7 protein-coding genes are annotated in these 13537 nt (G+C 77.7%); 4 read left to right on the top strand and 3 right to left on the bottom strand.

Going from position 1 to position 13537, the window contains the following annotated elements; all coding sequences use genetic code 11:
- Positions 1–117: 117 nt before the first annotated feature.
- Positions 118–1095 (bottom strand): chitosanase, encoded by a 978-nt coding sequence (locus ACFWA9_RS34260; protein WP_380392608.1) that lies wholly within the window; start codon positions 1093–1095, stop codon positions 118–120.
- 89 nt (positions 1096–1184) lie between these two features.
- Entirely contained in the window at positions 1185–4190 is a 3006-nt protein-coding gene (locus tag ACFWA9_RS34255; protein ID WP_380392605.1) for a hypothetical protein, read from the bottom strand.
- A gap of 251 nt (positions 4191–4441) precedes the next feature.
- Here ACFWA9_RS34255 and ACFWA9_RS34250 point away from each other — a divergent pair, with 251 nt between their 5' ends.
- Both ACFWA9_RS34250 and ACFWA9_RS34245 read left to right on the top strand, forming a co-directional pair.
- Positions 4442–4780, top strand: a complete 339-nt coding sequence (locus tag ACFWA9_RS34250) for a hypothetical protein (RefSeq protein WP_380392602.1) — start codon at positions 4442–4444, stop codon at positions 4778–4780.
- Positions 4781–4944: 164 nt separating this feature from the next.
- Positions 4945–6459, top strand: a complete 1515-nt coding sequence (locus ACFWA9_RS34245) for a hypothetical protein (RefSeq protein WP_380392599.1) — start codon at positions 4945–4947, stop codon at positions 6457–6459.
- A gap of 91 nt (positions 6460–6550) precedes the next feature.
- Here ACFWA9_RS34245 and ACFWA9_RS34240 read toward each other — a convergent pair whose 3' ends face one another.
- Entirely contained in the window at positions 6551–9469 is a 2919-nt protein-coding gene (locus tag ACFWA9_RS34240) for a BTAD domain-containing putative transcriptional regulator (protein ID WP_380392596.1), read from the bottom strand.
- Positions 9470–9707: 238 nt separating this feature from the next.
- Here ACFWA9_RS34240 and ACFWA9_RS34235 point away from each other — a divergent pair, with 238 nt between their 5' ends.
- Together ACFWA9_RS34235 and ACFWA9_RS34230 are read left to right on the top strand one after the other, a co-directional pair.
- A complete protein-coding gene (locus tag ACFWA9_RS34235; protein ID WP_380392593.1) occupies positions 9708–12536 on the top strand; it encodes a BTAD domain-containing putative transcriptional regulator in 2829 nt (942 codons plus the stop codon).
- 762 nt (positions 12537–13298) lie between these two features.
- Positions 13299–13537: helix-turn-helix domain-containing protein (locus ACFWA9_RS34230; protein ID WP_380392591.1), on the top strand; the 239-nt coding region annotated here is incomplete at its 3' end.

Raw genomic sequence — 13537 nt, 5'->3', positions numbered from 1 at the left:
TTTTTGGGTTTTTTTTGGGGGCCACCTGGGGGGGGGTTACGGGTTTTTATAAAAAAACCACCCACGGGGGGGGCCCGCGGGGGGGGGGGCCCCGCCGCTCTTCCGTCACCCGGTGGGCTACTTGTCGATGTGGAAGGACTCGCCGTAGACCTTCCAGCTCAGCGGGGTGTGCAGGTCGAGGTTCCCGGCCTGGAGGAAGAGGCGCTGGGCGGTGTCGACGCGGGAGGTGTCGGAGTGGGCCGCCTCGGTGCGCATGGCGGCGGCGCGGGCGTCCAGGAACGCGGCGAGGTAGGCCTTCTCGTCGCCGCCCTGCGCCGGGGGCTTGGCCTTCTTGAGCGCCGCCGCGCGGATCCCGCCGAAGCTGTCCGCGCTGTTGCCCGGGCCGTGCATCACGATGGCGTCGTAGTAGGCGAGTTGGCCGAGCGCGTGCAGTCCGTCGGACTTGGCCTGGGTGACGGCCGGGGTGAAGTAGACGCGGTCGCGCTCGTCCTCCTGGGCCTTGCGGAAGACCGGGTCCTGGGCCGCCTTCTTCCAGTCCGAGGTGAAGTCGGGGTCGAGGCCGCTGTGCGAGGCGGAGCCGTCCAGCTTCTCCAGCGCGGGGAGGTACTTGGCCAGGACGTTGTCGGCCTTCAACTCGCGGTAGTGGCGAACCAGTTCGGCCATGTCACCGGTACCGGAGCAGAAGCCGACGATGCCCGCGGTGTAGCCGCGGCCGTCCTTGATGTCCTCGATGTAGGCGAACTGCGCCTTCCAGTCGAGGGAGGAGTTCTCGGCGCTGGAGACGAACTGCTGGGCGATGTCCTTGAGATGCGGGTCGGTGAGGTCGCCGGCCCCGGTCGTGGTGGGCTTGCCGGACGGCGAGCCGGAGGCGGAGCCGGATGGCGAACCGCTGGGCGTGGTGGGCGACTTGGCCGTGGGCAGAGTGGTGCGGTGGGGGCGCCCGTGGTTCGCCGGGGCGGGGTCGGCGACCGTCGTGGTGGGCGAGCCGCTCGGGGTGGGGCCCGGGGACGCCGCGGCGGCCGGGAGCACGGGGAGGGCGCCGGCCAGTAGGAGGGCGGTCAGGGCGAGGGGCAGTGGGGTGGGCCGGATCGGCATGGAGGCTCCGGGGTCGGGCGGCCGGATCGGCCGCGGGAACGGCGGGCGAGCGGGTTCGCTTGGTGAACGGCCGCCGTCCGACGGCGGGTTCACGCACCCTCGGGACCAGGCAGAAGCTCGACCCCCGGGGTGAGGTGGAAGCGCTCGGGGTCCTCGATCCGCCGGCGCTCGGCCGGGCCCAGCCGGTCCCTGCGGTCCAGCCACGACTGGAGGCGGGTCAGGGCGCTGCGGTCCCGTTCGGCCGGGTCGGCTCCGGCGGCTCCGGTGTACTCGCGCAGCAGGACGCGGGCGGGGCGGTCGGGGGCCTCCGGGGCTTCGGAGGCCTCGGCGGGCGAGACGGCGACGACGGTGAAGGACGTGCCCGGGGCGAAGGTCACCCGCAGCTCCTCGGTGCCCGAGCCGAAGGCCGAGGTGCGCCGCCCGGTGGCCGACCAGATGACGAACTCGACCGCCGCGCCGGGGATTTCGACGGCGCTGGCGGTCAGGCCGGTGACCGGGGCGGGCTCCGTCACCACCTGCCCGACCGCGTAGTGGGCGAGCAGGGCCGCCGGATCCGGGCCGGGCGGGGCGCAGAGCAGCACGGCGCCGTGGTGGCTCGGGAAGCGGCGCAGCCCGGAGCCGAGGCAGCGGAGGAAGGGCGCGAGGATCGGGTCGCGGGAGCGGGCGGCCGCGATCAACTCCGCCCGTTCCGCGGGGATTCCGGTGTCGCCGTGGTGCAGCAGGACGGCGGCGAGGTCGGGCTTGATGTCGTCCTTGGAGGTCGACCGCAGCCTCGGCAGCCGGGTGGTGACCTGGTCGATCCGGCCGGAGCAGCGGTGGTAGTGCTCGCCGAGTAGCGTCCGGACGGCGTCGCGGTCGTCGGTGCCGCTGACCGCAACGGGGACCGGGAAGTCCTCCGGGCGGAGCTGACGGGCGCGCGGCGGGGCCGATGCCGGTGCCGGGCCGCCGTCCGGTTCCACTCCGGTGGACTCGTCGGTGAGCTCGTGGGGGTCTTCGACCGGCTCCGGGTCGAGTGACTCCGGACCGACCGGCTCCAAAGGGCGCCTGTCCGGTGGTTCGTCCGGCTCGCCGTGCGGGTCCGCGATGGTGGGGCCGGTGGGCGGGTCCGCGACGGCGGGGTCGCCGTGCGGGTCCGCGGTGGTGGGGTCGGTGGGCGGTTCGACGTCGGCCGCGTTCAGCCGGGCGAAGTCCGGTCGCTCGTACGGGGGTTCGGGGGCGGTGCCCACCCGGTGGGCGTATGAGGCGGTGACCGGGGCGGTGACGGGGTCGGTGACCGGGTCGGTCCGGGGAGCGCTCTCCAAAGGGGGCCGCTCCTCGGTCGGCGCCGCCGCCGAAGGGCCGCCGGCGGTGGCCCGGGCGGTGCCGAGGGGGTCGGTCCCGCGCGGCGCCGCGCCCATCGGCGGGGGGAGGCCGGGGCCACCACTGGTGGTGGTCGGTACGGCGAACGCCGAGGGCTCGGCGGGCGGACCGGACAGCGCCGCGGCCCGGGGCGGCGCCACGGCGGCCGGTACGGGCTGTGGCGCGGCCTCCACGGCGGTCGGGCGGGCCGCGGGGAGGCCGCCGATCCCGTACGACACCGCCGCCACGCCCGGCACGGACCCGGCGGGCTGCTCCGGTCCGAGCCAGTCCAGGTCGTGCATCCGGGCGATGAACCGGGCGATCCGTTCGGTGGACGGCTCCAGCAGCCCGTGGACCAGCAGCCCGAACCCGTCCGAGCCGGAGGACGGCAGCCGGTCGAGCAGGCTGCCCAGCTCCTCGAAGACGTCGGCCTCGACGGGCCGGTCCCGCTCGCCGACGATCAGCAGCGGGCGGGCCGCCTCGGGCCGGCGGAAGCGCGGGGTGAGGACGTGCGGAGGCTCCGGCCGGAGCCAGAGGCCGGCCGGGACGGCCTCCAGCGCCCAGTAGGGGAACGCCTCGAAGACGCCCGGACCGTCGGTCCGCCAGGAGGCGCCCCCGTTGCGCCAGGCGGCGGGTGCGGTGCCCTGGCCGGGCGCGGCGGCGAGCCGCAGCAGGTACGGCTCCCAGCGGGCCCGGCCGTGGGTGTCGAGGATGCGCGAGGTGGGGCCGCCCGGGCCGAGCACCGGGAGGCCGATCGCGGCGCTGACCGGGCGGGCCAGCCGGGCCGACAGCGCCCCGGTCAGGGCGGCGAGTTCGTCCGGGGCCGCCCAGGGCGCGCTGACCAGCAGCCGCGAGGTGTCCACCGGCAGGCCGACCACGGCCTCCGCGAAGTCCTCGGGCAGCAGGACGGGCCGCGCCGGGGTGCCGACGACCAGCACGACGGTGCCGGGCGGCGCGGCGGCCAGCCCGAGGCCGGGCATCGGGCCGGGGGGCGGGGCGGACGGGTGGGTGAGCCAGAAACCGGCGGGCAGCCGCAGCACGTGTACGGCCGGGGGACGGCGGGCGGCGGTGGCGCTCTCGACCGGCAGGTGCCCGGCCGGGCCGGCGGGTACGACGGCGACGGCGGTGGAGGGCGGCTCGACCGGCGCGGTGGCGCCGATCGTCTCCCGGACCCGGCGCGGTGCGCTGCCGGGTGCGCAGTGCCACCAGGAGGCGGCCTCGCCGGCACCATCGGGCGCGGTGACCTTGAGGTTGCCGTCCGGGGTGATCTCCACCAGGCCGTCCGGCGCGATCACCGGCAGGCCGGCCCGGTCGGCGACCACCTCGGCCGGGCGGCGGCCGTTGGGGGCGAGCGCGGCGAGGCCGGAGGCGGCCAGGACCAGCGTGGCGGCGCCGCGCGAGCGGGCGATCACGCCGAGGTCGGCCATCCGGTCCCGCAGGACGGCGGCCGAGTCGGGTGCGGCGGCGACCACGACGATGCTGTCGGGCACCGGGCGCAGGGTGGCGACCGCCGCCGACAGTTCGTCGTCCCCGGCGGTGGAGGGGGCGATGACGAAGTGTGGGCCGACCGGGCGCAGCTCGGACCGGAGGGCGGGCGCGGCCCCGGCCGGAGCGGCGGCCAGCGCCGGCACCGGGGAGGCGGTTACCGGGTTGCCCGGCCCGGCGGGCAGCGCGGCGGCCCCGCCACGCCGGCGGCCGAACCGGCGGCGGGGCGCGGCCGGGTCACCGGAGGGCAGGCCGAGGCGGGAGAGACTCATCGTCGGGGAATACGGGCGCCGCCCGGCCACCGGTTCAGTGACCGGCCCGGCCCGGGCGAGACCGTCGGCCCGTAGGACCTCGTGGGCACTGCCCAGGCGCGACAGGCCGTGGAGGGGGCGCAGCGATGTCCCCGGGCGGCTGGAACGCGGCTATGCACGCGCCCGGACGGCCGAACCCGGCGCCCGGGCGCACCGCGCGATGCCCGGGGGGCGAGCCGCTGGAACCGAAGCCGCACGGCGCGGACGGCAGCGTGGTCACGGCCTTGGCGAAGGCCGGGAAGACGACCCTGGTGCGGCAGGACGGCACCACCGATCCCGACCCGGTCGACGGGACGAGCCGGTTCGCCGCCGAGCTCCGACCGCGTGCGCGCGCCTTCGTCGCCCACGGGCGGGTCGGTGCCAACGGCGTGCAGGAGTCGCCGGGAGGCGAGGACGTCGTCACCGGCGGCACCCGGCAGCGGGGCCGCCTCCTCGCCCGGCGGTGCCGGGAGGCCGCGCGGGTGTACGCCCACCGCACCACCGAGGGGCAACCGGGGCCCGGTCCGGTCGGGCCCGGACGCGGTGGCGGACCGGTGGGACACCATCGCTGACGACACCCGCACGGCGCTCAACGGGCAGGCGGGCCGTGCGGTCCACCGACGGCCGGTGAACCGCACGGCCCGGCCGGGCCGTAGGTACCGAGTGGAAGCGTCGGTGGCCCTGTCGGCCGGGCGGTTCCGCCGACAGGGACGGCATGCGGAGCCGAGGAGCTGTGGTGGGCACGAGCACGAGTGGAAACGGGGCTCAGAGCGGGGCGGCGAGCATTCAGCTGCCCTCGGTGGCCTGGGAGATGGACGAGGAGGCCGGTGGAGCGGGGGCACCCGACCCGGCAGCCGCGGCCGTACCGCCGGCCGCCGTGCTGCCCGTGGCTCCGCCGCCGGTCGTCCCGGAGTACGGGCAGGTCGCCGCCGTGTCGACCGGCCCGGTCGCGGCCGCGGAGCCCCCGCTGCCGGCGGCCCCCGTCGTGCCCGGACCGGTGCTCGCGCCGGTGCCCGACCCTGAGCCGGGGCCGGAGCCGGGGCCGACCGCCCTCGCGCCGGTCGCGCGCCCGGACCGCTTCGGCCGGGCCCGGCTGAAGCGGCCGGTGATGGTCGCCGCCGCCACCGCCGGCGTGGTGCTGATGGGCCTGCCGTTCCTGATCACCGACGGCAGTCGGACCGGGAGGGACGGGACGGCCGACAACGTCGGCCTGAGCCAGGCGGACCTGCCCCTTCCCGAGGGGCCGGAGTTCGGCGATCCCGCACCGATCGACGCACCCACCGATCCGAACGCCTCCGGCGCCCCGGCCGCGCCCACTGATCCGACCCTCCCCCCGGACCCGGCCGCGGGCTCCCCGACCACGCCCGGGGCGGACGGCGCCACCGGGGGCGTGCCCGGCACCACTGCGGGCAACGGGGCCGCGCCGAACACCGCGCCGCCCCCCGGCACCAACCTGCTCTCCCGGCCCGCCACCGGGCCCGCCCCCGGTGCCAAGCCGCCGACGACGGGCGGCAGCGGCGGTACCGGTGGCAGCGGCGCTACCGGCAGCACGGGCAGCGGCGGTACCAGTGGTACGGGCGGTACGGGCGGCAGCAGCGGGGGCACCGGCGGGAGCACCGGCGGCACCGGGGGTACCGGTGGGAGCGGCGGTACCGCACCGCAGCCGCCGGTTCCCCAGCAGCCCAAGCCGCAGCCGCCGGTGCCCCAGCCGCCCGTCCCGCCGAAGCCCGCCGCGCCCACCTTCACCGCCGTCGCCGGCACCGGCTGCGGCAACTCCGGCACCGGCTACGCCCAGTACGGCCAGTGGACGAACGGCAGCACCGGCTGGACGGTCAACTCGGCCGGCGGGTACTCCGGGTCGGGTTGCAACGGCAAGTACGACTCGGTGCCGATGAGCGGCGACGGCAAGGACAAGGGCAACTCGGTGGTGTGGACCTTCACCACCGCCCCGGTCACCACCGGCAGCTGCAAGATCTCCGTCTACGTCCCGAACAGCAGCGACCGCAAGATGGTGGGCGGCAAGCCCACCGTCTACACCGTGCAGAACAGCTCGACGCCCGGCAGCGGCACCGTCGGCGAGTTCAAGGTCGACCAGACCGCGGCCCGGGGCAGTTGGGTCAGCGCCGGTACCTTCCCGCTGACCGGCGGCCGGATCGCGGTGATGCTCCACGACCGGGGCATCGACTGGGGCGGAGATGCCGACAAGGCCCACCACGCGGCCGGCGCCGTCCGTGCCGACTGCACCGGCTGACGGGCGTTCGGATCAACACCGCACCCGCCCGCCCCGGCACCGGACCGGCCGGCCTCGGCGCCGGCGCCGTCCGGGGCGGCCCGAGGGAGCCTCAGAGCCGGCCGACAGGCGCCGGCCCGGCCGGCGGGGGCCGCAGTGAGCGTTCGATCGCGGCGGGCACGCCGCTCGGGGAGCCGGCCTGATGTCGGTGCAGCCGGTACAGTCCGACGGCCGCCTTCAGGTGCTCGGTCGCCTCCTCCTCGCGGCCCTGGGTCCGCAGGAAGGCGGCGTAGCACTCCTCCGAGACGGCCTGCAGGTGCAGGAAACCGGCCTGCTCGCAGGTGACCAGGAGCCGGGCCCAGGCCAGTTCGGAGGCCTCGGCGAGGCCGAGGGCCTGCAGGGCGTGCGCCTCGGTCAGCATCGACCAGGCGTGGATCGTCGCGGCCGGGTGGTCGGGCAGCAGGGCCCTGGTCTCGCGGGCGCGGCGCAGCGCGCCGTCGTGGTCGCCCGCCATCAGGGCGGCCGACGCGGCGTAGCCGAGGGCGTAGGAGGTCCGGTGCGCGGAGCCGGACTCCTCGGCGAGGGCCACCGCGGCCGCCGCCAGTGCGGTGGCCCGGACCGGGTCCCCGAGCAGGGCGGTGCCGAGCGACGCGGTGGCCAGGGCGCGGATGTGCGCGAAGCCGTCCGCGGGGGTTGTGTCGGCGACGGCCCGCCGGGCCGCCTCGGCCCCCTCCTCACGGCGTTCCAGCCCCAGCAGCGCGTTCGCCGAGGCGCCCCGCAGCAGCGCGGTGGCGACCCGGTCGCCGCACTGTTCGGCGGCGCGCTCGCCCGCCCGCAGGCAGCTCAGCCAGTCGGCCAGCCGGCTGGAGCCGTAGTACAACGCGCTCGACGACATGGCCAGGCGCCAGGCCCGTTCGGGGTCGACCGCGCCGGCGGTGTCGACCAGCGCGCGGATCGTCGACTGCTCCGCGCGGAACCAGTCGAGCGCGGCGCGGGTGTCGCTCGCGGCGGGCAGCGCGGCGGGCGGGTGGGCGCGTTCGCCGTAGCCGTCCTGCCCGGGTTCGAGGTGTTCGCCGCAGTGCTGGACGGCCGTGACGTAGTAGTCCAGCAGCCGCTCGACGGCGAGCCGGCGGAGCTCGGGGGGCTGTTCGGCGAGGAGTTCGACGCTGAACAGCCGGATCAGGTCGTGGCGGCTGTACCGGCCCGGCGCGCTCTCGCCGAGCAGGTGGTGGGCGGCCAGTTCGCCCAGCGCGTCGCGGGCGGTGGCCGGGTCGGTACCCAGCAGCGCGGCGGTGGCGGCGGTGTCCACCTCCCGGCCGGGGTGCGCGGCCAGCAGGGTGAGCAGGGTGGCGGCCCGGTCGGAGAGGTGGCGGTGGGTGAGCATCAGGGTGGTGCGGATGCTGACCGCGCCGTCGGTCTCCAGGGCGAGCAGCCGGGTCCGCTCGTCGGAGAGCTCGGCGACCAGGTCGGTGATCGTCCAGTCCGGTCGGGCGGCCAGCCGGGAGCTCGCGATCCGCAGGGCGAGCGGCAGGTGGTCGCAGAGTTCGATCAGTCGCTCGGCGGCGGCGGCCTCGGCGAGGACCCGCTCGGGGGCCAGGCTCCGTTCGAGCAGCCGCAGCGCGTCGCCCTCGGGCAGCGCCTCCAGCCGCAGGATGGCGGCGCCCTCGGTGACCACCAGGTCCTCCAGGGAGGTGCGGCTGGTGACCACGGCGGCGCAGTCGGGCCCGGCCGGCAGCAGGTCGGCGACGTGGGCGGCGCTGTGCGCGTTGTCCAGCAGGACGAGCAGGCGGAGGTCGCCGGTCCGGGCGCGGTAGAGGCCGGCTCGGCTCGCCCGGTCCTCGGGGATGGCCGCCTCCGGGACGCCCAGGGCCAGCAGGAACTGGCCGAGCACCTCGGCCGGGTCGGCCGGTCCGGCCGGATCGAAGCCGCGCAGGTCGACGAAGAGCTGGCCGTCCGGGAAGCCGGCGGCCGTCCGGTGCGCCCAGCGGATGACGGTGGCGCTCTTCCCGACACCGGCCGGGCCGACCACCACGGCCAGTCCGTCACCGGTGCGGTCCGGACCGCACTCGCGGTCGAGCCAGTGCGACTCCGGGCCGCGTCCGACGAAGCCGATGGGCCGGCGGGGGAGCTGACGGGGCTTCGAGGGCTCGACCGGGGCGGGTGCGGCCGCGGGGGCCGGACCGGCCACGGGTGGGGCGGGGACCACCGGCGGGTCGGCGGCCGCGGGCGGCTCGGGGGCCACCGGCGGTCGCGTGCTCGCGGGGGCGCGCGGCGCCGCCGGCCCGGGGCCGGGCACCGTCCCGGCGGCCGGCTCCTCGGCCAGCACCCGGGCCAGTGCGGCCTGCAGCTCCGCGCCGGGCACCATGCCCAGCTCGCGGGAGAGCAGCTCCCGGGCCTGGTGGTAGACCGCCAGCGCGTCGGCGGGCCGCCCGGCCTGGTGGAGGCAGCGGACCAGCAGGGCCACCACCTCCTCGCGCAGCCCGTCGGCCCGCACCCGCTGTTCCAGCGCCTCCACGGCGGCGGCGCCGGAGCCCTGGCGCAGCCGCAGCCGGGCCCAGCCGATCAGCGCCCTCGTCCCGGCCTCCTCCAGCCGGCCGGCCAGGGCCCGGCGCAGTTCGGTGTCGGGCAGGTCGGCCAGGGCGGCGCCGGTCCACAGGCCCATGGCCCGTTCCAGCAGCCCGATCGCCTCGGCGTCCGCGCCGCGCTCGGCCCGGTCGGCGTGCTCCCCGGCGCGGGCGGACAGCGCTTCGAAGCGCAGCGCGTCGACCTGCTCGGCCGGGCCGGTGAGCAGGTAGCCGGGCGCCCGGGTGGACAGCTCGAAGGGGGTGGCGGCGAGGACCTTGCGCAGCGCGGCGACGTGCCCCTGCAGGGCCGCCCTGGCCCGGGCCGGTGGATCCTCGCCCCAGAGCAGCTCGAAGAAGCGCTCCACCGCGACGACCCGTCCGAGCCGCAGGGCCAGCAGGGCCAGGACGGCGCGCCGCTGCGGTCCGGGTAGCGCGACGTACCCGTCGGACCCGGTTCGCAGCTCCACGGGGCCGAGCAGTCGGATGCCCACGCGGTCGCCCACAGTCGCCCCCCACGGCGGTCCAGCCTGATATCGGGCTGCAGTGTATCCGTGCCGTTTGTCCGGGTTGGCATTTCGTCCGCGCCGTGGACGCCGGAGCGGGGTGCCGGCTCCTGCCCTTTCGGGCACACCGTGGTCCGTGATTGGGCATTTCCCGGTCGGATCCGTCAATATGCCGATCACTGACATATGACGAGGAGGCCGTATGCGGATCGACCTGCTCGGTGCCGTGACCGTCCGCTACGACTGCAGCACGGCGGCCACGCCCTCGGCGCCGAAGCGCCGTGCGCTGCTCGCCGCGCTGGCCGTGGAACTCGACCGGGTGGTGCCCACCGACCGGCTGATCGAGCTGGTCTGGGACGGCAACCCGCCCGCGACCGCGCGCGCCGCGCTGCAGGGGCACGTCGCCGGACTGCGCCGGCTGCTGGACGGTGGACTGGAGCTGGCCACCCGGGGCGCCGGCTACGTCCTGAGCGGGGATCCGGAGCAGGTGGACGCCCTGCGCTTCGAACGCCTCTGCGACCGGGCCGGGGTGCTGCTCCCCGGCCGGCCGGACCCCGCCGCCGCCCCGGCGGACCGCGCCACCGGGGCGGACGACCCGGTGCTGCCCCTGCTGCGGGCGGCGCTGGACCTCTGGCGCGGTCCGGCCCTGACCGACTGCGGCTCCGCCCTGCTGCGCGAGCAGGCCGCCCCCCGGCTGACCGACCTGCGGCTGCGCGCCCTGGACCGGCTGGCCGAGGGGCTCTGCCGGCTGGACCGCGGCGCCGAACTGGTCGCCGAGCTGGTCGAGACCGCCGCGGCCCACCCCACCCACCAGCGGCTGGCCGTCCGGCTGATCGACTGCCTGGACCAGGCCGGGCGCCGGGCCGAGGCGCGGGCCTGGTACGAGCGGGTCACGGCGCAGCTGCCGACGGCGCCGGGGCCCGAACTGCGGCTGGCCGGCGAGCGCGTCGCGGGCCGGCCGGCCGTCCTCGCCACGCCCCGCGCCGAGCCCCGGCCGCCCGTCGCCACGGCCCGCCCGCCGCACCTCGTGCCCTCACAACTGCCCCGCGCCAACCGGCGGTTCGTCGGCCGGGCGGCCGAGCTCGACCGCCTGGACGCGGCCGTCGCCGCCGGCCGGGAGGCCGGCCCCGTCCTGGTCACCGGACCCGCCGGGGTCGGGAAGAGCAGCCTGGTCCAGCGCTGGGCCCACCGGGCCGCCGACCGCTTTCCCGACGGCCGGCTCCACGCCGATCTGCGCGGCTTCGACGAGAGCGGCCCCCGCGACCCGGCCGAGGTGCTGGCCGGTTTCCTGACCGCCCTGGGCGTCACCGGGAGCGCGCTGCCCGCCTCGCTCGACGGCCGCGCCCGCCGCTTCCGCGAGCTGGTGACGGGCCGCCGGCTGCTGATCGTGCTGGACAACGCGCGCTCCTACGAGCAACTCGCCCCGCTGCTGCCCGATCCGCCGCCCGAGGCCGGACCCGGGACCGGCCGGGCCTGGGTCGGACCCGTCACCGTCATCACCAGCCGCAGCCGGCTGCGGGACCTGCTGGTGCACGAGGGCGCCACCCCGTTCCCGCTCGACGCCCTGACCCCGGCCGAGTCCCAGGAGCTGCTGGCCCGGGCGCTGGACCCGGCCCGGGTGACCGCCGAGCCGCTCGCCGCCGCCGAACTCGCCGAACGGTGCGACCACCTGCCGCTCGCCCTGCGCCTCGCCGCGGCGCGGCTGGGCGCCCGCCCGGACTGGGCCCTGGAGGACCTGGTGGCGGAGTTCGCCGAGGAGCCGTCGGGGCTCGCCGACCCGGCCCGCGCCGACCTCGGTCCGCCCGGCTTCGGCGCGGCCCTCGACCTGACCTGCCGCACCCTGGCGCCGGCTGCGGCGCGCCTGTTCGCCCTGCTCGGCCTGCATCCCGGCGCGGTCATCGAGCCGCTCGCCGCCGCCGCCCTCGCCGAGGTGCCGCCGGCGGCGGCCCGCGGTCTGCTGGTCCAGCTCGACGCCGTCCACCTGGTGGAGGAGGGCGCGCCCGGCCTGTTCGCCCGGCGCGAGCTGGTCCGCCGGCACAGCGCCCGGCTGGCCGCCGAACTCCCGGCCGACCAGCGCGCGGCGGCCCTGGACCGGCTGATCGAGCACTACCTGAACGCCACCGCCGCCTGGGTCGGCCGGCCGGGCGACGGTCCGCCGTCCGCCGTCGGCCCGTCCGCTGTCGCTCCGTCGGTGGTGGGCCCGTCCGCCGGGGACCGCCCCCTGCCGCCGAGCGCCCGCCGGGCCGCCGACTGGTTCGACCGCGAGGAGCCCGCCGTCCGCGGCCTGGTGCTGCGCGCCGAACGGCACGGCCGGTTCGCCGAGGCCTGGCGGCTCGCCCACCGGGCCGGCGCCCTCTACGCCGGGTCCGGGCACCGCCGCGCAGGGTGGTGGACCACCGTCGAGTCCGGTCTGCGGGCCGCCCGCGCCTGCGCCGATCCGGCCGCCGTGGCCCGGCTGACCACCGACCTCGCCGCGGTCCTGGTCGACCGGCGGGACGTCAGGGCCGCCCTCGACCACCTGGACCGGGCGCTCGCCTCCGCCGACCGGGTCGGCGACCCGGTCGAACGCCACCACTGCCGGGTCCGGATCGCGGCCGGCCTGGCCGGCGCCGGGAGGCCGGACCGCGCCGTGCCGCTGATGGCGGACATCGTGGCCCGCGCCCGCTCGCTGGCCGACGACCGGCTGCTCGCCCGGGCGCTCGACGACCTGGCCGGAGCCCAGGTGGCCGGCGGCGCCCTCGAAGCGGCTCTCGCCCACGCGGACGAGGCCGTGCGCATCCTCGCCGCCCACCCGGACGCGGCCGAGACCGTCCGGGCCACTCACACTCGGGCCGAGGCCCTCTACGCGCTCGGCCGCCACGGCGACGCCCTGACCACGGCCCGGCTTGCCCTCGTGCTCGGCCGCACCCAGGCCGATCCGGGGGTCGAGGCCCGCTCGCACACGCTGATGGCCACGGTCCTGCGGGCGCTGGGTCGCACGGCCGAGGCCGCGGCGGAGGAGCGCCGGGCCGCCGCCACCGCTGCCCGCTGACGGCGGGTCCGTCTCGGGCGGATTCAGGTGGTCTCGGTCGCATGAGGCCTGCCGGCCTGCCGGCCTGCCGGCCCGCGCCGGCGGCTGTGGTCCCGGGTGGGCTGGGCCGTGCGGCCGGGGAGCCGCCGCCGAGGGCGGTGTCGGAGGGCCTCGTGTGCGGGCGGATCCGTCTCGGTCACATGAGGCCTGCCGGCCTGCCGGCCCGCGCCGGCGGCTGTGGTCCCGGGTGGGCTGGGCCGTGCGGCCGGGGAGCCGCCGCCGAGGGCCGTGTCGGGGGGCCTCGTGTGCGGGCGGATCCGTCTCGGTCGCATGAGGCCCGTTCGCCTGCGCCGGTGGTCACGCTCCTGCGCGCGTCGGGCCGTGCGGCTGGGAGCCGCCACCGCTGACCGCCGCGTGCCCGCCCGTGCGGACGGCGGGCGGTTCTGGGCACCTCCGTGTGCGGGGATGGGCAGAACCACAGGCGGAAGTAGCGGCGGAGCCACCGCCCCGCAGGTGGCGGCGCATCGTGTTCCGCCCATCCCGTTCCCGAGCGGGCGGACCGGCGGCCCGGCTCCGGTCGGGGCGTCACCGGGCGGCCGGGCGTGGGCCGATCCGGTGCAAGATCACGACTTTGACCAGTGCATACTGACTGACCTGACGTGTTCGGTGAAGAGGCCGACACCGTGAGTGACAGGGGTGGCGATGGGTGCGACAGGCAACCCCGCAGGCAGCCCGCAGGGCATAGCGACAGGCAGTTCCACCGCGGCGGAGGAGTTCTGCCTGTTGCTGGCACGCTTCCGGGTGCTGGCCGGTCTGACACAGGCCGAGCTGGCCCGGGCGGCCGGGATCAGTCTGCGCGCGCTCGGCGACATGGAGCGCGGCCGCACCCGGGGACCGCAGCAGCGCACCGTGCAGGCCCTGGCCGTCGCGCTGCGCCTCGACCCGGACCGGACCGCCGCGCTCGACCGGGCCGCCCGCGACGGGCGTCCCCGGCGCACCCCCACGCGCGCGCGGGCCCCGCG

This window comes from Kitasatospora sp. NPDC059973, assembly GCF_042737525.1.
Taxonomy (GTDB): Bacteria; Actinomycetota; Actinomycetes; order Streptomycetales; family Streptomycetaceae; genus Kitasatospora.
This window is presented reverse-complemented; position numbering and strand designations above follow the sequence as displayed.